This window comes from Pseudomonas corrugata, assembly GCF_050920615.1.
Classification (GTDB): Bacteria; Pseudomonadota; Gammaproteobacteria; order Pseudomonadales; family Pseudomonadaceae; genus Aquipseudomonas; species Aquipseudomonas corrugata.
Genome location: NZ_CP130434.1, coordinates 1,661,119 through 1,679,040, shown reverse-complemented (window position 1 = coordinate 1,679,040; position 17,922 = coordinate 1,661,119). Strand labels below are relative to the sequence as shown.

At 61.5% G+C, this 17,922-nt stretch carries 18 protein-coding genes; 15 read left to right on the top strand and 3 right to left on the bottom strand.

Features of this window, described 5'->3' with window-relative positions; all coding sequences use genetic code 11:
- The first annotated feature begins 41 nt into the window (after window positions 1-41).
- The 4 genes from QZH45_RS07545 to QZH45_RS07530 all read left to right on the top strand — a co-directional run bounded on the left by QZH45_RS07545 (window position 42) and on the right by QZH45_RS07530 (window position 1,788).
- Window positions 42-539 carry a DUF6231 family protein gene (locus QZH45_RS07545; protein WP_024776344.1) on the top strand — a complete coding sequence of 166 codons (498 nt, stop codon included), beginning with the start codon at window positions 42-44 and terminating at the stop codon, window positions 537-539.
- 14 nt (window positions 540-553) lie between these two features.
- Window positions 554-1,030 carry a YchJ family protein gene (locus tag QZH45_RS07540; RefSeq protein ID WP_024776343.1) on the top strand — a complete coding sequence of 159 codons (477 nt, stop codon included), beginning with the start codon at window positions 554-556 and terminating at the stop codon, window positions 1,028-1,030.
- Window positions 1,031-1,111: 81 nt separating this feature from the next.
- Entirely contained in the window at window positions 1,112-1,579 is a 468-nt protein-coding gene (locus QZH45_RS07535) for an LEA type 2 family protein (RefSeq protein ID WP_392397210.1), read from the top strand.
- A 5-nt stretch (window positions 1,580-1,584) separates the two neighbouring features.
- Complete coding sequence (locus tag QZH45_RS07530; RefSeq protein WP_003198420.1) at window positions 1,585-1,788, top strand: SEC-C metal-binding domain-containing protein; 204 nt, start codon at window positions 1,585-1,587, stop codon at window positions 1,786-1,788.
- Between the two features lie 168 nt (window positions 1,789-1,956).
- On the opposite strand, the gene QZH45_RS07525 is transcribed toward QZH45_RS07530, so the two are convergent.
- Window positions 1,957-2,514, bottom strand: a complete 558-nt coding sequence (locus QZH45_RS07525; RefSeq protein ID WP_053192788.1) for a cysteine hydrolase family protein — start codon at window positions 2,512-2,514, stop codon at window positions 1,957-1,959.
- Between the two features lie 154 nt (window positions 2,515-2,668).
- On the opposite strand from QZH45_RS07525, the gene QZH45_RS07520 reads away from it, so the two are divergent.
- From QZH45_RS07520 to pdeM, 11 genes are all read left to right on the top strand, one after another.
- A complete protein-coding gene (locus QZH45_RS07520) occupies window positions 2,669-3,313 on the top strand; it encodes a glutathione binding-like protein (RefSeq protein WP_055135990.1) in 645 nt (214 codons plus the stop codon).
- Between the two features lie 170 nt (window positions 3,314-3,483).
- Complete coding sequence (locus QZH45_RS07515) at window positions 3,484-5,934, top strand: penicillin acylase family protein (RefSeq protein ID WP_055135989.1); 2,451 nt, start codon at window positions 3,484-3,486, stop codon at window positions 5,932-5,934.
- Window positions 5,935-6,161: 227 nt separating this feature from the next.
- Window positions 6,162-7,187, top strand: coding sequence for a ligase-associated DNA damage response exonuclease (locus QZH45_RS07510; RefSeq protein ID WP_024780114.1), 1,026 nt, complete (start codon window positions 6,162-6,164; stop codon window positions 7,185-7,187).
- A complete protein-coding gene (locus QZH45_RS07505; protein WP_053192779.1) occupies window positions 7,184-8,872 on the top strand; it encodes an ATP-dependent DNA ligase in 1,689 nt (562 codons plus the stop codon). Before QZH45_RS07510 ends, QZH45_RS07505 begins: the two co-directional genes overlap by 4 nt.
- 379 nt (window positions 8,873-9,251) lie before the next feature.
- Window positions 9,252-10,034, top strand: coding sequence for a transporter substrate-binding domain-containing protein (locus QZH45_RS07500; RefSeq protein ID WP_024780116.1), 783 nt, complete (start codon window positions 9,252-9,254; stop codon window positions 10,032-10,034).
- Between the two features lie 57 nt (window positions 10,035-10,091).
- Window positions 10,092-10,820 carry an ABC transporter permease gene (locus tag QZH45_RS07495; RefSeq protein ID WP_024780117.1) on the top strand — a complete coding sequence of 243 codons (729 nt, stop codon included), beginning with the start codon at window positions 10,092-10,094 and terminating at the stop codon, window positions 10,818-10,820.
- Entirely contained in the window at window positions 10,817-11,527 is a 711-nt protein-coding gene (locus QZH45_RS07490) for an ABC transporter permease (RefSeq protein ID WP_024780118.1), read from the top strand. The genes QZH45_RS07495 and QZH45_RS07490 overlap by 4 nt, the downstream gene beginning before the upstream one ends.
- 18 nt (window positions 11,528-11,545) lie before the next feature.
- A complete protein-coding gene (locus tag QZH45_RS07485; RefSeq protein WP_024780119.1) occupies window positions 11,546-12,664 on the top strand; it encodes a succinylglutamate desuccinylase/aspartoacylase family protein in 1,119 nt (372 codons plus the stop codon).
- A gap of 13 nt (window positions 12,665-12,677) precedes the next feature.
- Entirely contained in the window at window positions 12,678-13,442 is a 765-nt protein-coding gene (locus tag QZH45_RS07480; RefSeq protein WP_024780120.1) for an ABC transporter ATP-binding protein, read from the top strand.
- Between the two features lie 161 nt (window positions 13,443-13,603).
- Entirely contained in the window at window positions 13,604-16,090 is a 2,487-nt protein-coding gene (locus tag QZH45_RS07475) for a ligase-associated DNA damage response DEXH box helicase (protein WP_069018481.1), read from the top strand.
- On the top strand, window positions 16,090-16,743 hold the full coding sequence (gene pdeM / locus QZH45_RS07470; protein ID WP_055135970.1) for a ligase-associated DNA damage response endonuclease PdeM: 654 nt from the start codon (window positions 16,090-16,092) through the stop codon (window positions 16,741-16,743). Before QZH45_RS07475 ends, pdeM begins: the two co-directional genes overlap by 1 nt.
- Window positions 16,744-16,806: 63 nt before the next feature.
- Here pdeM and QZH45_RS07465 read toward each other — a convergent pair whose 3' ends face one another.
- Window positions 16,807-17,013 (bottom strand): hypothetical protein, encoded by a 207-nt coding sequence (locus QZH45_RS07465; RefSeq protein WP_003184748.1) that lies wholly within the window; start codon window positions 17,011-17,013, stop codon window positions 16,807-16,809.
- A gap of 99 nt (window positions 17,014-17,112) precedes the next feature.
- On the bottom strand, window positions 17,113-17,679 hold the full coding sequence (gene dcd, locus QZH45_RS07460; protein ID WP_017126297.1) for a dCTP deaminase: 567 nt from the start codon (window positions 17,677-17,679) through the stop codon (window positions 17,113-17,115).
- Window positions 17,680-17,922 lie beyond the last annotated feature (243 nt).

Here is a 17,922-nt window from a genome sequence, read left to right as displayed (position 1 = left end):
TCCAGGCAGGCTATCGTGGCGGTTCTGATCGAGGAATTTCAATGACCGTTGCCATTTCATCGCGCACCCCCCAGCAAGCACTGGCTGCCGTGCTTGACCGTTACGCTCCGCGAAAACTGCTGCTGATCGGCGCCAGCAGCTTTCCTGCCCTCGAGGCGTTCCGGCAGGCGCATCCCGATACCGAAGTGGTCCAGGTCGCTCCCGGCCCGCTGCCGGTGGACGTCGCCGGACAGCGCTTCGACCTGGCCCTGGCACTCGATTGCCTGGAACATGTGCCCAAGCGCGACGGTCTGAACCTGCTGGGTGGCATCCGTAATCTCAACGCCAGCCGCATCGTCGTGCTGGCGGACCTCGCTGCCTGCGGCTGGCAGGAAACGGACTTCTTTTCCCTGGCCCTGCAAGCCAGCGAACGGTTCCAGCGCGAGGAACAGGTGCTGACCTTGTTTACCTACGATCTGCTTGAATACAAACAAGTCCCCGATTGGCTCAATTCACGTTTTTGGGCCAACCCCGAAAACTTCGGAAAATATTGGTGGTAGCTGTGAACACAAGCCTGCACGCAACCATTTGTCCCTGCGGCAGTGGCAACCTGTTGAATGCCTGCTGCGGCCATTACCATGACGGCCACCCGGCCCCCTGCGCCGAAGCCCTGATGCGTTCGCGCTACAGTGCCTATGTACTGGGGCTGGTGGATTACCTGGTGAGCACCACCCTGCCCGCCCAGCAGGAGGGGCTCGATCGCCTGTCCATCAGTGAGTGGAGCAGCAAAAGCACCTGGCTGGGACTGGATGTGGAAAGCAGCGAGGTGTTCGGTGGACAACCGGAACATGCCTTTGTCACCTTCACCGCGCGTTGGCATGACGGCCAGGGAGAACACAGCCACCGTGAACAGTCGTCGTTCGTGCAAAACGATGGGCGCTGGTACTTCATCGACCCGACCGTGCCGGTCAGGGCCGGGCGCAACGACAGTTGTCCATGCGGCAGCGGGCACAAATTCAAGAAGTGCTGTGCGGGTTACTTCGCTCGCTGATTTCGGAAACGTCCGACGCTTGCCCCTTTGTCAGCGGGCTAGACTGAAAGCAGAGGCGCGGACATGACCCTTTCATTACATATGCTACGCATCACCTGCCTGCTGCTGTTCATTGGGCTTGACGGCTGTGCGTCCTGGCAAACCGACGAGGCCTCTGAGCCCCAGGTGCATCTGGTCAGGGTCGAAGTGGTGCGGGCCCGGCTGCTGGAGCAGCGGTTCATGCTGCATCTGCGAGTCGACAACCCTGGCGACAGCGACCTGACCGTGCGCGGCCTGACCTACCGGATCCATCTGGGCGACCTGCTGCTGACCGAAGGTGAGCATGAGCACTGGTTCACCGTCCCTCCCGGGCAAAGTGGCTTCTTCAAGATACCGATCCGCACCAACCTGTGGCCGCAGGTGCGAGACGTTGTGAAACTGCTCGAGAAACCCCGCCAGCAGATCCCCTATCGTCTGGAAGGTGAGTTGGAAACCGGATTATTCATCGCCCACTACGTGCACCTGAAGCGCAATGGCGTGATAATCGCCGCCGATTTTACTGCGGAGTAACCCCGATGACCCAGCAACCCCACGTTCACGGTCCTGATTGCAACCACGATCACGACCATCACCACGATCATGACCACGGCCACGTCCATGGTCCGAATTGCGGCCATGCCCATCAGGAGCCAGTGCGCAATGCCTTGAAGGATGTCGGCCGCAACGACCCTTGCCCATGCGGCAATGGCAAGAAGTTCAAGAAGTGCCACGGGGCTTGATGACCGGGGCGGAGCCTGGCTTCGCCGGTTGAGTCATCAGCAGGCTCGCTCCCACAGGGTGACCTGCGATATTCAGCGTGGGAGCGGGCTTGCTCGCGAAGAGCCATCACATTCGGCACATATGTTGGCCGGCAAACCGCTTTCGCGAGCAAGCCCGCTCCCACGCGATCAGCCCGCCGCCAGAATCCGCTTCGCACTGACCACCGTCGCATACTCGCCATGCAAGTTGCCCAGGGACATGGCGTGCACCTCATCGGCCGAACGGGCCCGCCCGAAATAATCGGCCTTGTCGAAAGTGAAACAGGCGTCCTCGGCCACCCAGGTATCGAAGCCCAGGTTACCTGCCGTACGCGCCGTGGATTCCACCGAGTTGTTCGTCGCCACACCGACGATGACCAATTGTCCGATCCCCGCCCGGCGCAAGTCAGCCTCCAGGTGAGTGGCGCAGAACGCATCCGGTACGTCCTTGTGGATCAACCATTCCCCTTCCTGCGGTTCGAACCGCTCCTGGACTTCCACCCCTTGTTGCCCTGGCCAGAACACCGAATCCGGCGAACGGGACAGATGATGGACATGAATCACCGTCCGCGCCGAATCTCGCCAGAAGGCCAACAGTTCGAGCATGCGCTGCTCAGCCTCGGGGTTGTTGCGAGAACCGAGCCTGGGATGCAGGATGCCTTTCTGTTGATCGATGAGGATCAACGCTGCATTTTTCTCTAGTTCCATGTCTATCACTCCGTTCCGGCTTTCGCTTACCCGGTCATTGAATTTTCCACACTGGAGCATCACCTCTTACTACAGGCAAGCCTTCGGACAAAAGAAAACGACACCCGTCGTCGTTTGTTGTCCATCCATTACGCTGTCTCATCTGGAGCCCTCCATGATCGACCTGTATTACTGGACCACCCCCAACGGCCATAAAATCTCGTTATTCCTGGAGGAAGCCGGCCTGCCCTACAAGGTACATCCGGTCAACATCGGCCAGGGCGAGCAGTTCAAACCGGATTTCCTGAAGATCGCCCCCAACAACCGCATTCCGGCCATTGTCGATCATGAACCCGCCGACGGTGGCGAGCCGATCTCGCTGTTCGAGTCGGGCGCGATCCTGCTGTATCTGGCGGAAAAGACTGGCCATTTCATTCCACAGGACCTGCGCGGGCGACGGGAAGTCCTGCAATGGCTGTTCTGGCAGATGGGCGGCCTGGGGCCGATGGCCGGGCAGAACCATCACTTCAGCCGGTTCGCGCCGGAAAAGATCCCCTACGCGATCAAGCGCTACGTCGACGAAACCGCTCGCCTGTATGGCGTGCTGGATCGACGCCTGGCGGACCGTGATTTTGTGGCGGGCAGCGAATACAGCATTGCCGACATGGCGATCTACCCCTGGACGGTGTCCCATCAATGGCAAAGCCAGCGCCTGGAGGACTTCCCGAACCTGCAGCGCTGGTTCAATCGCATCAAGGAGCGCCCGGCCACGGTGAGGGCCTATGCGCTGGTGGATAAGATCAATCCACCGAAGCCCTGAGCAACCTGTGGCGAGGGGATTTATCCCCTCGCCACAGATAACCAGGCGTACCGTCGCACGGAGTTTCATCGCCAAACTCACAAATAACCCCCGCCCCCGCTTGCGCGGCCCCCTCCTGCTCACTAACGTAGCGCCTTTATTTGCCGCCCCCCTCCCGCAGGAGCTTTGTCATGGCCTCGCCAGCCTCTAATTTCTTCTTCCCCCGGCTCGGCATTGCTGCCGCCGTGGCCAGTGTGCTCGGTTTGAGCGGTTGCCAGGCCTGGAATACCCAGGACAGTCTCCCACCGACTTCCGGCGTGCAACCACTCAAGGGGCTGGCGCAAAACGTCTCGGTTCGGCGCAATGCCATGGGCATGCCACTGATCGAGAGCAACAGCTTCCATGACGCGCTGTTCGCCCTCGGCTACGTCCACGCCAGCGACCGAATCACCCAGATGGTGACCATGCGCCTGCTGGCCCAGGGTAGGCTGGCGGAAATGTCCGGGGCCGAACGGCTGGACGTCGACCGCTACATGCGTGCGGTCAACCTGAAGAAAAGTGCCGATGAGCTGTACAAGGCTTCTTCGCCGCGACTCAAGCGCTTCTTCGAAGTCTACGCCCGCGGCGTCAACGCCTACCTGTTCCGCTACCGCGATAAACTGCCGGCCGACCTGGCCGCCACCGGCTACAAACCCGAATACTGGAAACCGGAAGATTCGGCGCTGATGTTCTGCCTGTTGAACTTCAGCCAGTCGGCCAACCTGCCGGAAGAAATTGCCGCCCTGGTAATGGCCCAGACCGTCAGCCAGGACAAGCTGGCCTGGCTGAACCCGTCCTACCCGGACGAACCCCTGCCCCAGGGCGAAGCCGACAAGCTCCAGGGTGTACGGCTCAACGGCCAGATCCCGGGTCTGAACGAAATCAACAACGCCACCCGCCAGTTGGCTGAGCTGAACCTGTTGGGGACTACGTCTTCGAACAGCTGGGCCATGGCCCCGCAACGCAGCCGCAACGGCAAGAGCCTGCTGGCGAGCGACAGCCACGGACCGCTGAACGTGCCGTCGTTATGGAGTGTGGTGCAGATCCGCGCGCCCAAGTATCAGGCGGCCGGGGTCTCCGTGGCTGGCATCCCCCTGATTCTGGCGGGCTACAACGGTGACGTGGCCTGGGGCATGAGCAGCGTGCAGGGGGACAACCAGGATCTGTTCCTGGAAAAAATCCGGCGTCAGGGCAATGGCTTGTCCTACGAGGTCAACGGCAAATGGCAGCCGGCGACGGTGCGCAACGAAACCTACTTCATAAAAGGTCAGCGGTCGATTCGCGAAGCCGTGTACGAAACCCGCCATGGCCCATTGCTCAACAGCGTCCAGGGTCCGGCCACGGCCAATGGCTTCGGTCTGGCCTTGCAGACACCGGGCTTGACCGACGACAAGACCCTGGACGCATTCTTCGACCTGTCCCGGGCACAGAACGCCGAGAAAGCCTCCGACGCCAGCCGTGAAATCCGGGCCATGACAGTGAACCTGGTGTTTGCCGACGCCAACCACATCGGCTGGCAAGTCACCGGTCGCTATCCGAACCGCCGGGAAGGCGAAGGCCTGTTGCCATCGCCGGGCTGGGATGGTCGCTACGACTGGGAAGGCTACGCCGATCCGATGGCGCATCCCTACGATCAGGATCCGAACCAGGGCTGGCTGGGCAACGCCAACCAGCGGGTCATACCCCATGGCTACGGCATGCAGCTGTCCAACTCCTGGGCTGCGCCGGAACGGGGTGAACGCCTGGCCGAACTGGCCGGCACCAGCAAGCACGACATCCGCAGCCTGACCGCCATGCAGTGCGACCAGACCACGACGTTCGCGGCCAAACTCAAGAAAGTCTTCGAAGCCCCTGGCATGGCCCAGCCCCTCAAACAGGCAATCGAAGCCCTGCCAGCCGCTGACCGGGCCAAAGCCCGCGAAGCCTATACCCGCCTGATGGCATTTGATGGCCGACTCAGCCCGATCTCCGCCGATGCGGCCATCTACGAACTGTTCCTGCAGGAGAGCATGAAGCAGATTTTCCTCGACGAACTGGGCCCGGAAAGCAGCCCGGCGTGGAAAGCGCTGGTTGCCAACGGACAGCTGTCCTATTCGGCCCAGGCCGATCACCTGCTGGGACGCGAAGACAGCCCGTTCTGGGATGACGTGCGAACCCCGCAGAAGGAAGACAAGGCGGTTATCCTCGCCCGCAGCCTGGCGGCGACCATCAGTGCCGGCGATAGCCAATTGGGCGGTGACCACAAGGCCTGGCAGTGGGGCAAATTGCACAGCTACGCGTGGAAAAACGGCCGCGGCCAGGTCGTACGCGGTCCGCTATCGGCCGGCGGCGATGCCACCACGCTCAACACTGCGGCGTTCGCCTGGGGCCTGGACTTCAACACCACCCAGGCGCCGGATATGCGCTTTATCGTCGACTTCGGCCAGCCCGAGCCGTTGATGGTCCAGGGCGGCAGCGGCCAGTCGGGTAACGCGGCCAGCCCCTACTACGTCAATGGCGTCGATTCGTGGATCAAGGGGCAGTACCAAAGCCTGCCGCTGCAACCGCAGAACTTCGATCGGGGGTATGGCAAGACTCGGTTGACCCTCGTTCCCGGTAAATAAGGCGTCCCAGGCTTGCTCCCGTCAGACCGCGGTCGTAGGAGCTGTCGAGCAACGAGAGGCCGCGATCTTTTGATCTTTCGCTTGAGATTCAAGTGTCATAGGAAAGATCGCAGTCTCGCGTTGCTCGACAGCTCCTACAGGGGGCAGGCGCCTCTCCACCCAAACCCGATAGAACTTCTGATCCCGCCATCGCCTCTACCTGACAAGCCCATCGCCCCGGTGATTGCATGGATCTTGTCATTGCCCGCCCCGAAGGCCTGTACTGTCCGCCCGGGGATTTCTACATCGACCCCTGGCGTCCGGTTGAGCGCTCGGTCATCACCCATGCCCACGGTGACCATGCCCGCAGTGGCAATCAGCACTACCTGGCAGCTGCCCCCGGTGAAGGCATCCTGCGTTCGCGACTGGGCCAGGACATCCATCTGCAGCCCCTGCCCTACGGCGAACGCCTGCGACATCACGGCGTGACCTTGAGCTTTCACCCTGCCGGCCACGTGCTGGGGTCGGCCCAGGTGCGGTTGGAGCATGAAGGCGAGGTCTGGGTGGCATCCGGAGACTACAAAGTCGAACCCGACGGCACCTGCACGCCGTTCGAGCCAGTGAAGTGTCATACGTTCATCACCGAATCCACGTTCGGCCTGCCCATCTATCGCTGGCAGCCCCAGGCGCAGATATTCGACGAGATCAATCAATGGTGGCGCGCAAACATTGCCGCCAACCGGGCCAGCGTGCTGTTCTGCTATTCCTTCGGTAAAGCCCAGCGGATTCTCCATGGCATCGACGCCAGCCTGGGCCCCATCCTTGCCCACGGGGCGGTGGAGCCGTTGAACCGGGTCTACCGCGAGGCCGGGGTTCATTTGCCGCCGACGATTTACGCCGGTGACATCCAGAAGAACGACCCGATCATGGGCCAGGCCCTGGTCATCGCCCCGCCGTCGGCCGGTGGCAGCAGCTGGATGCGCCGTTTCGGCGACTACAGCGATGCCTTCGCCAGCGGCTGGATGCGCCTGCGGGGTACCCGACGGCGGCGTGGCGTGGATCGGGGCTTCGTGCTTTCCGATCACGCCGACTGGCCCGGCCTGCTCTGGGCCATCGAACAGACCGGCGCCGAGCGGGTCATGGTCACGCACGGGGCGGTGAGCGTGCTGGTGCGGCATTTATGCGAGCTCGGCCTCGACGCCCAGGGTTTCAACACCGAATACGGCGACGATGAAGAAGACGTCATCGCCGCCACTGGCGAGGACGCATCGTGAAAGCCTTCGCCGAACTCTACGCCGACCTGGACGCCACCACCTCCAGCAACGCCAAGCTGGCGGCCATGCAACGCTACTTCACTCAGGCTCCGCCCCAAGATGCAGCGTGGGCCGTGTATTTCCTGTCCGGGGGCCGCCCCCGGCAACTGGTACCGGTGAAAATCCTCCGAGACCTGGCCGTACAGGTATCCGGATTGTCGCCCTGGCTGTTCGAAGAAAGTTACCAGGCCGTGGGAGACCTGGCCGAAACCATTTCCCTGGTGTTGCCGGAGTCCCCTCACACTTCTGCCGAAGGCCTGGCGTTGTGGGTAGAGGAGAAACTGCTGCCGTTGCGCGGTGAAACGCCTGAGGTATTGGCACTGCGACTACCCACCTTGTGGGCACAACTCGACCGCTCGAGCCTGATGCTCTGCATCAAGCTCATCACCGGCAGCTTCCGTGTCGGAGTCTCCAAGCTGCTGGTGACCCGGGCCCTGGCCGGAATGGCCAGGCTGGACAGCAAACGGGTCGCCCAGCGCCTGGTGGGTTACACCGACCTGTCCCATCGCCCGACGGCTGACAGTTACCTCAAATTGATCGCCGCCGAATCCGAGGATGAACATGCCCAACGTGGCGGCCAGCCGTATCCGTTTTTCCTGGCCCATGCCTTGTCCGCCCCCGCAGAGCAGTTCGACGCGCTACTGGGGCCGCCCAGCAATTGGCAAGTGGAATGGAAATGGGATGGCATCCGCTCCCAGGTGATCAAGCGCGACGGCCAGTTGTGGGTCTGGTCCCGAGGCGAAGAGCTGGTAACCGAACGCTTCCCTGAATTGCACACCCTGACATCGCTGCTGCCCGACGGTACGGTGATCGACGGCGAAATCGTGGTCTGGAAAACCTCGCGACCGGTGACCGGGGATGCCTTCGATGCGGATGCGCCGCTGCAACCGGCCGTACAACCGTTCGCCCTGTTGCAACAGCGCATTGGTCGCAAGACCCTGAGCAAGAAAATCCTCGAAGAGGCCCCCGTGGTGGTGATGGCCTACGATTTGCTGGAATGGCAAGGAGAGGATTGGCGCAGCCATACCCAGGCCGAGCGCCGTGAGCAGTTGGAGGCGCTGATTGCAGATTCCCAGAGCCCGGTTCTGCTGCCGTCGCCGATCGTCACCGGCCAGGACTGGCTCGACCTCGCCCGCCAGCGTGAAGCGTCCCGTAGCCTCGGCGTCGAGGGCATGATGCTCAAAGCGTGCAACGCCCTGTATGGCGTCGGTCGGACCAAGGACATGGGAGTGTGGTGGAAATGGAAAATCGACCCGTTCAGCGTCGACGCTGTGTTGATCTACGCTCAACGCGGTCACGGTCGCCGGGCCAGTCTGTACAGCGACTACACCTTCGCCGTATGGGACAACCCGCCGGGCAGCCGCGAGCGCAACCTGGTGCCGTTCGCCAAGGCCTATTCGGGGCTGACCGATGAGCAAATGCGCCAGGTCGACAGCATCGTGCGCAAGACCACCGTGGAGAAGTTCGGTCCGGTAAGCAGTGTCACGCCCACCCTGGTTTTCGAGTTGGGCTTCGAAGGCATTGCCTTGTCCAGGCGCCACAAGAGCGGGATTGCGGTGCGATTTCCAAGGATGCTGCGCTGGCGCCAGGACAAGACCGTCGAAGACGCCGATACCCTGGCAACGCTCCAGGACCTGCTGAAATAACCTCTCTGTGGCTGCACTATCAATTGTGGCGAGGGGATTTATCCCCGTTGGGCTGCGAAGCGGCCCCAAAAAACTTCAGCCACTGTGGTGTGTCAGACAGAGCCAAGGGGCTGCTGCGCAGCCCAGCGGGGATAAATCCCCTCGCCACAGAACATGCTTCTTGCCGACCCTGCGGAGCACCACTGCGGTGCGCCTTTTGATGTACGCTTCGCTTCGCGCACCAACACGTTCCACTGCCTGTCGCCGAAGCTTTTTAAAACACTTGTTCGGCACTGTGGTTCGGAAATTGCTACCTTTATGCCGTCTTACCGTTCTTACCTGCACCGGTAACAAAACTTCATGCGCCACAAGCGCTCATCATGGTTTTAGGGACTCGATAATGAAAAAAGCACTGCTGACCCTTTCTGCACTGGCATTGTGCATGGCCGCCGGCGCCGCCACGGCCAAGGAATACAAGGAACTGCGTTTTGGTGTCGACCCGTCCTATGCTCCATTCGAATCCAAGGCAGCCGATGGCAGCCTGGTAGGTTTCGATATCGACTTGGGCAATGCGATCTGCGAAGAACTGAAGGTCAAATGCAAGTGGGTCGAAAGTGATTTCGACGGCATGATCCCAGGCCTCAAGGCCAACAAGTTCGACGGTGTCATCTCGTCCATGACCGTGACTCCGGCCCGCGAGAAAGTCATCGACTTCTCCAACGAACTGTTCTCCGGCCCGACCTCCCTCGTATTCAAGAAAGGCTCTGGCCTGAGCACCGACCTCGCCTCGCTCAAAGGCAAAACCGTCGGTTACGAACAGGGCACCATCCAGGAAGCCTACGCCAAGGCAGTACTGGACAAGGCCGGCGTCAAGACCCAGGCCTATGCCAACCAGGATCAGGTCTATGCCGACCTGGTTTCCGGCCGTCTCGACGCGTCGATCCAGGACATGCTGCAAGCCGAGCTGGGTTTCCTGAAGTCCCCTCAGGGCGCCGACTATGAAGTCAGCAAGCCGGTGGACAGCGAACTGCTGCCTTCCAAGACCGCCGTCGGTATCAAGAAAGGTAACAAAGACCTGAAGGCACTTTTGGATAAAGGTATCAAAGCGTTACACGACGACGGCAAATACGCCGAAATCCAGAAGAAACACTTTGGCGATCTGAATCTGTACAGCGGCAAATAATGCGCAGCGCCCATCCGATCACGGATGGGCGCTTTTCGACTGCCAAAGGCCTCTTTCATGCTCGAACAACTCTTACAAAATCTGGGGCTCTCCGCCTTCAGCCTGAAGGGCTTTGGCCCGCTGCTGATGCAAGGCACCTGGATGACCATCAAACTGGCGGCCCTGTCGCTATTATTGAGCGTCTTGCTCGGCCTGCTGGGCGCCAGCGCCAAGCTGTCCCCGGTCAAACTGCTGCGAATCCCGGCCCAGCTCTACACCACGCTGATTCGCGGCGTGCCGGACCTGGTGCTGATGCTGTTGATTTTCTACAGCCTGCAAACCTGGCTGACCTCTCTTACCGACTTCCTGGAATGGGATTACATCGAGATCGACCCGTTCGGCGCCGGAGTGATTACCCTGGGCTTCATCTATGGCGCGTACTTCACCGAGACCTTTCGCGGCGCGATCCTCGCGGTGCCGAGGGGCCAGATCGAAGCCGCCACCGCTTATGGCCTCAAGCGCGGCCAGCGCTTCCGCTTCGTGGTGTTTCCGCAAATGATGCGCTTTGCCCTGCCGGGGATCGGCAACAACTGGATGGTGATGCTCAAGGCCACCGCGCTGGTATCGATCATCGGCCTGGCCGATCTGGTCAAGGCGGCCCAGGATGCGGGCAAGAGCACCTATCAACTGTTCTACTTCCTGGTGCTGGCGGCGCTGATCTACCTGCTGATTACCAGCGCGTCCAACTTCATTCTGCGCAGGCTTGAACGCCGCTACGCCGCCGGAACACGGGAGGCAGTGCGATGATAGAACTCCTGCAAGAGTACTGGCGGCCGTTTCTCTACAGCGACGGCGTCAACGTCACGGGCCTGGCGATGACCCTGTGGCTGCTCAGCGCTTCGTTGCTGATTGGCTTCCTGGTCTCGATCCCGCTGTCCATCGCCCGGGTTTCGCCCAAGCGCTCCGTGCGCTGGCCTGTGCAGTTCTATACCTACCTGTTCCGCGGCACACCACTCTATATCCAGCTGTTGATCTGCTACACCGGTATCTACAGCATCGCGGCGGTGCGCGCCCAACCCCTGCTCGACAGTTTCTTTCGCGATGCGATGAACTGCACGATCCTGGCCTTCGCCCTGAACACCTGCGCCTATACCACGGAAATCTTTGCCGGGGCGATCCGCAGCATGAACCACGGCGAAGTCGAAGCAGCGAAGGCCTACGGCCTGACCGGCTGGAAGTTGTATGCCTATGTGATCATGCCGTCGGCACTGCGGCGCTCGCTGCCTTACTACAGCAACGAAGTGATCCTGATGCTGCACTCGACGACCGTGGCATTCACCGCTACCGTTCCAGACGTGCTGAAAGTGGCCCGGGATGCCAACTCGGCCACCTTCCTGACGTTCCAATCGTTCGGGATCGCCGCGTTGATCTACCTGACCGTCACCTTCGCACTGGTAGGCCTCTTCCGCCTCGCCGAGCGCCGCTGGCTGGCCTTTCTCGGGCCGACTCATTAGTCCAGGACACACAAGCAAATGCGCCACCAGATCCATGACCTGCTGGCCCCGCTGCCGGGGACCGCACGCAAGATCCACAGTTTTCACTTCGGCCCGGAAAAAGCCGTCGGTAAGATCTACATCCAGTCCTCCCTGCATGCCGATGAGCTACCCGGCATGCTGGTGGCCTGGCATCTCAAACAACGCCTGGCGGCGCTCGAGGCGTCTGGCCACCTGCGACACGAAATCGTACTGGTGCCCGTGGCCAACCCCATCGGCCTCGAACAAGTGCTGATGGATGTGCCATTGGGTCGCTACGAATTGGAGAGCGGGCAAAACTTCAATCGTCGCTTCGTCGACCTGAGCGAGGAAGTCGGCAACGAGATCGAAGACCTGCTCACCCATGACCCCCAGCACAACCTGATGCTGATCCGCACCAGCCTGCGCGATGCCCTTGCCCGGCAGACCGCTGCCACACAACTGCAATCCCAACGCCTGACCCTGCAACGGCTGGCCTGCGACGCCGACATGGTGCTGGACCTGCACTGCGATTTCGAAGCCGTGGCGCACCTCTATACCACGCCGGAAGCCTGGCCCCAGGTCGAACCGCTGGCCCGCTACATAGGCGCCGAGGCCAGCCTGCTGGCAACCGACTCGGGCGGCCAGTCGTTCGATGAATGCTTCACCCTGCTCTGGTGGCAGCTCAAGGAGCGCTTCGGCGAACGCTTCGAGATTCCCCTGGGCAGTTTTTCGGTCACCGTCGAATTGCGCGGCCAGGGCGACGTCAACCATGGGCTGGCGAGCCTCGACTGCCAGGCCCTGATCGAATACCTGATCCGCTACGGCGCCATCGAAGGCGAACCGATGCCTCTGCCCGAATTGCCTTATCCAGCCACGCCGCTGGCAGGCGTCGAGCCGGTGGCGACCCCCGTGGGCGGGTTACTGGTCTATGCCGCCTTGCCTGGCGAGTATCTGGAGGCCGGTCAATTGGTGGCGGAAATCATCGACCCGGTCAACGACACCGTCACCCCCATTCATTGCTGCAATGCCGGGCTGATGTACGCCCGCTCGCTGCGTCGCATGGCCACCGCTGGCATGGTCATCGCCCATGTCGCCGGCGCCGAAGCCTACCGCAGCGGCTACCTACTTTCGCCTTGAGGATGCCTGTTCCATGTACAAACTGACCATCGAAGGCCTGCATAAAAGCTACGGCGAACATGAGGTGCTCAAGGGCGTTTCGCTCAAGGCCAAGACCGGCGACGTCATCAGCCTGATCGGCGCCAGCGGCTCGGGCAAGAGTACCTTCCTGCGCTGCATCAACTTCCTGGAACAACCCAACGACGGCGCCATGAGCCTGGACGGCAAACCGGTCCAGATGATCAAGGACCACCATGGCATGCATGTGGCCGACGCCGACGAATTGCAACGCATCCGTACACGCTTGGCCATGGTGTTCCAGCACTTCAACCTGTGGAGCCACATGACCGTGCTGGAAAATATCACCATGGCGCCACGCCGGGTGTTGGGCATCAGCAAGCAGGAAGCCGACGAGCGAGCCCATCGCTACCTGGACAAGGTCGGACTACCGGCGCGCGTGGCCGAGCAGTATCCTGCGTTCCTGTCCGGCGGCCAGCAACAACGCGTGGCCATCGCCCGCGCCCTGGCGATGGAACCGGAGGTGATGCTGTTCGACGAACCGACCTCGGCCCTGGACCCCGAATTGGTGGGGGAAGTGTTGAAGGTCATCCAGGGGCTGGCTGAAGAAGGCCGGACCATGATCATGGTGACCCACGAAATGAGCTTCGCCCGCAAGGTGTCGAACCAGGTGCTGTTCCTGCACAAAGGCCTGGTCGAAGAAGAAGGCGCGCCGGAAGATGTGCTGGGCAATCCGAACAGCGAGCGGCTGAAGCAGTTCCTCAGCGGCAACCTGAAATAGAACCCTATACCAGAACAGCGTGAAAAACGTGTGGCGAGGGGATTTATCCCCTCGCCACAGGGTTTTGCAGAGCAATCTGCGGTAACTCCATCCGCCTATTTAAACCTTTCCCCTGCCGCCGTGGTCCTTGAAAGAAGACTTCCAGGGCGCACGCGGCAGGCATGGCGACATCCAACAACTTCGCAAACCAATGGTTCAGCGCCCGCGGCTGGAAGCCGTTTGCCTTCCAGAAACAGGTCTGGGCGGCAGTCAAGCGTGGGGAATCGGGGTTGCTGCACGCCAACACCGGAGCGGGCAAAACCTACGCGCTGTGGTTTGCCGCCCTCAACCGTTTCGCCCGTACCGCCCCGCCCCCGGATAAGCCGCGCAAACGCAAACCTGCGGTCGAACCGCTGACCGTCCTGTGGATCACGCCAATGCGTGCATTGGCCGCCGACACTGGCAAAGCCCTCGAAGCGCCGCTGGCGGATCTGCAGATTCCCTGGAGCGTAGGCCTGCGCACCGGCGATACCAGTGCCAGCGAACGGGCCCGCCAAGGCCGGCGCCTGCCCACGGCACTGATCACCACCCCCGAGAGCCTGACCCTGATGCTTGCCCGCAGCGATGCGCAAACAGCAACGGCAACGTTGCGCATGGTCGTAGTGGACGAATGGCATGAACTGCTGGGCAACAAGCGAGGCGTGCAGTTGCAACTGGCGTTGGCGCGGCTGCGGCACTGGTACCCCGAACTCATCGTCTGGGGCGTGTCCGCCACCCTGGGTAATCAGGCCCACGCCGAGCAGGTGTTGATCCCCCGAGGCAACGGTATCAGCATCCAAGGGGCCAATGACAAAACGCTGCGGGTCGATACGCTGCTGCCCCCTGCCCTCGAACGTTTTCCGTGGGCCGGCCACATCGGCCTGAAAATGCTGCCCCAGGTCATCGCGCAAATCGACGCCAGCAACAGTTGCCTGGTCTTTACCAACACCCGGGCGCAAGCCGAAATCTGGTATCAGGCGCTCCTTGAAGCGCGCCCTGACTGGGCCGGACTGATCGCGCTGCACCACAGCTCGCTGTCCCGCGATACCCGGGACTGGGTCGAGCGTGCGCTCAAGGACGGTCAACTCAAGGCGGTGGTGTGTACGTCCAGCCTGGACCTGGGTGTGGATTTCCTGCCCGTCGAGCGGGTATTGCAGATCGGCTCGGCCAAGGGTGTGGCGCGGCTGATGCAACGTGCCGGGCGCTCAGGTCACGCACCGGGACGAACCTCGCGGATCACCCTGGTGCCGACCCACAGCCTGGAGTTGATCGAAGCCGTCGCCGCTCGGGATGCGGTGACCCAGCGGCGCATCGAACCTCGTGAGTCGCCTCATAAGCCTTTGGATGTGCTGGTGCAACATCTGGTCAGCATGGCCTTGGGCAGCGGCTTCGTACCCGATGAGCTGTACCGGGAAGTGCGCAGCGCCTGGGCCTACCGTGACCTGCACGAAACGCAATGGGCCTGGGCCCTGGCTTTCGTGCGCCATGGCGGCCTGTCCTTGACCGCCTACCCCGATTACCGTCGGGTCGAGCCAGACGAGCACGGCATCTGGCGAGTCCCCGACGCGCGCCTGGCCCGGCGTCATCGCATGAGCATCGGCACCATCGTCAGCGATGCCAGCTTGCAATTGAAATTCTGGACCAAGGGCGGCGGCGGCAAAACCCTGGGCAGCGTGGAAGAAGGCTTCATTGCCCGCCTGCGACCGGGGGACGGCTTCCTGTTCGCCGGACGATTGCTGGAACTGGTCCGGGTTGAGGACATGACTGCCTACGTGCGTCGCAGCCAGGCGAAAAAAGCCGCCGTGCCGCGCTGGAACGGCGGGCGGATGCCGCTTTCCAACGAACTGGCTGCCGCCGTGGTGGCGCGCCTGAGCGAGGCCGCCGCGGGGCGCTTCGAGGGCCCGGAGATGCAAGCCGTACAGCCCTTGTTACTGACTCAGCAGCGCTGGTCCGGCCTGCCCACGCAGACTTCATTGCTGGCCGAAGCGCTGAAGTCCCGGGAAGGCTGGCACCTGTTCCTGTACCCGTTTGCCGGACGCCAGGTGCATCTGGGGCTGGCTAGCCTGCTGGCTTGGCGCGTCAGCCAGCAGGAACCGCTGACCTTTTCCATTGCGGTCAACGACTACGGCCTCGAACTGCTCAGTGCCACGGCACTGGATTGGTCGCACTACCTGAATCCCGCGCTCTTGAGCACCGACAACCTGCTGGCCGATGTGCTCGCCAGCCTGAACGCCGGGGAGTTGGCCCTTCGACGCTTTCGCGAGATCGCCCGGATCGCCGGTCTGGTATTCGCCGGCTACCCCGGCGCACCGAAAAGCACCCGGCAGGTCCAGGCCTCCAGCGGGTTGTTCTTTCAAGTATTCAAGCAATACGACGCCGACAACCTCTTGCTGGCCCAGGCCGGAGAAGAAGTTCTGCGTGAAGAACTGGATATATGTCGTCTGGAGCAGACCTTGGAACGCCTCAACACCTTGAAGCTGGACCTGCACATCATCAAGCGCCCCACTCCACTGGGCTTTCCATTGCTGGTGGAGCGGTTCAGGGAAAGCCTGAGTTCGGAAAAGCTTGCCGATCGCATCAGGCGAATGGTCAGCGAACTGGAAAAGACTGCCGAGCGGGGTGATGCCTGATGCCCGCGCCTTATCCCGTCAGCCTGGCCGGCGAAGAGCTTTGGTTGCTACCGGAAAAAGCCATTTATTGGCCCGCCCAGGAGACCCTGATGGTGGCAGACGTGCATTTCGGCAAGGCCGCCGCCTATCGCAGGCTCGGCCAACCGGTGCCCCACGGCACCACCGCCAGTAACATCGCGATCCTGGATGGATTACTGGCGAGCCTGCCGTGCCGACAGCTGATTTTCCTCGGAGATTTTCTCCACGGCCCTGGCTCACGCGCGCCGGGTACCCTGAAGGCCCTTTCAGATTGGCGGGACAGGCATCCGAACCTGGCCATGACGCTGATTCGCGGCAACCATGACAAACACGCCGGCGATCCACCGCCCTCGCTGAACATTCGCGTGGTACCAGAACCCCTGCTGCTGGGCCCCTTCGCGGTGCAACACGAACCCGACCCGCATCCGAGTCGCCATGTGCTGGCCGGTCACGTACACCCGGTGTATCACTTGAACGGCAAAGGCCGCCAGCGCCTGCGCCTGGCGTGCTTCCGGCTGGGCAGCGCCATCAGCCTGCTACCGGCCTTCGGCGCCTTTACAGGCGGCTATCGGGTCGAGCAGGACAACGACTGCAGGATTTTTGTCATTGGCGATAACGAAATGTGGCCGGTATAGCTGCAAGTTTTAAGATGGAAGCCACAAGTGAGGTCCTGCTCGCCTGCAGCTTGTAGCTGGTTTTCAGGCTACTGGCGCAGGAGGCGGCTCGTCCGGCAGGGTCGGTTCGCCCGGCTCGGTGGGTTGTTCATTCGGGGTATCGGGATCAGGCTGGCCAGGAATACCGCCTGCCGCTTCGACAGGGTGGGCCAGCAGGGACCAGGCCATGACGCCGATCTGATTGGGCTCAAGCCTTGCCAGTTCGGCACTGATTCGCGGATCGATCTTCATAGAGCAACTCCTGAGCGAAGCCCGTTGCGCTGACATGAAAACGGGCAGTACACACAGTAGAGTGTCTGCCCGCTCAGTAATTCCCACTGTTCGTCAAAATCAGGTGCGCGGCAGTGTCACACCACGCTGGCCTTGGTACTTGCCGCCCCGATCCTTGTAGGAAACTTCGCATTCTTCATCGGATTCGAGGAACAGCATCTGCGCCACACCTTCGTTGGCGTAGATTTTCGCCGGCAAGGTCGTGGTGTTCGAGAACTCCAGGGTCACATGGCCTTCCCACTCCGGTTCCAGCGGCGTGACATTGACGATGATGCCGCAACGGGCATAGGTGCTCTTGCCCAGGCAGATGGTCAGCACGTTGCGCGGAATGCGGAAGTACTCGACGGTGCGGGCCAGGGCGAAGGAGTTCGGCGGAATGATGCAAACGTCGCTCTTGATGTCGACGAAGCTCTTCTCGTCGAAGTTCTTCGGATCGACGGTGGCCGAGTTGATGTTGGTGAACACCTTGAATTCGTCGGCGCAGCGCACGTCGTAGCCGTAGCTGGAGACGCCGAAGGAAATCAGTCGGTCGGCGCCTTCACCGCGCATCTGGCGCTCTACGAAGGGCTCGATCATGCCGTGCTCTTGCGCCATGCGGCGAATCCACTTGTCCGATTTGATGCTCATGGCGGTGTCCTGAATAGCGAGGGTGGAGAAAACTGTCCGGCATCTTACCGGGGCGAGAGGCAGGGTTCAAAGCGTGGCAAGCAATTCTCGCCGATCCGTCCTGTTTTCCCGGGCCTGAGCGCCGTCAGTCACCAAAATCGAGAAACCTTCGCAAAGACCATTGGCACGTTTGGGAAAAAGGGTTAAGGTGGCGTCACTGTGCTGCTTGTGTCACTGAGAATCTCTACACGATATGTTGAATTT

Coding starts and splice junctions, on each gene's coding strand:
- QZH45_RS07530 (WP_003198420.1), top strand. CDS start 1,585: ATGACCCAGCAACCCCACGTTCACGGTCCTGATTGCAACCACGATCAC.
- QZH45_RS07485 (WP_024780119.1), top strand. CDS start 11,546: ATGCGCCACCAGATCCATGACCTGCTGGCCCCGCTGCCGGGGACCGCA.
- QZH45_RS07545 (WP_024776344.1), top strand. CDS start 42: ATGACCGTTGCCATTTCATCGCGCACCCCCCAGCAAGCACTGGCTGCC.
- QZH45_RS07490 (WP_024780118.1), top strand. CDS start 10,817: ATGATAGAACTCCTGCAAGAGTACTGGCGGCCGTTTCTCTACAGCGAC.
- QZH45_RS07510 (WP_024780114.1), top strand. CDS start 6,162: ATGGATCTTGTCATTGCCCGCCCCGAAGGCCTGTACTGTCCGCCCGGG.
- dcd (WP_017126297.1), bottom strand. CDS start 17,679: ATGAGCATCAAATCGGACAAGTGGATTCGCCGCATGGCGCAAGAGCAC.
- QZH45_RS07525 (WP_053192788.1), bottom strand. CDS start 2,514: ATGGAACTAGAGAAAAATGCAGCGTTGATCCTCATCGATCAACAGAAA.
- QZH45_RS07535 (WP_392397210.1), top strand. CDS start 1,112: ATGCTACGCATCACCTGCCTGCTGCTGTTCATTGGGCTTGACGGCTGT.
- QZH45_RS07515 (WP_055135989.1), top strand. CDS start 3,484: ATGGCCTCGCCAGCCTCTAATTTCTTCTTCCCCCGGCTCGGCATTGCT.
- QZH45_RS07520 (WP_055135990.1), top strand. CDS start 2,669: ATGATCGACCTGTATTACTGGACCACCCCCAACGGCCATAAAATCTCG.
- pdeM (WP_055135970.1), top strand. CDS start 16,090: ATGCCCGCGCCTTATCCCGTCAGCCTGGCCGGCGAAGAGCTTTGGTTG.
- QZH45_RS07500 (WP_024780116.1), top strand. CDS start 9,252: ATGAAAAAAGCACTGCTGACCCTTTCTGCACTGGCATTGTGCATGGCC.
- QZH45_RS07475 (WP_069018481.1), top strand. CDS start 13,604: ATGGCGACATCCAACAACTTCGCAAACCAATGGTTCAGCGCCCGCGGC.
- QZH45_RS07465 (WP_003184748.1), bottom strand. CDS start 17,013: ATGAAGATCGATCCGCGAATCAGTGCCGAACTGGCAAGGCTTGAGCCC.
- QZH45_RS07480 (WP_024780120.1), top strand. CDS start 12,678: ATGTACAAACTGACCATCGAAGGCCTGCATAAAAGCTACGGCGAACAT.
- QZH45_RS07495 (WP_024780117.1), top strand. CDS start 10,092: ATGCTCGAACAACTCTTACAAAATCTGGGGCTCTCCGCCTTCAGCCTG.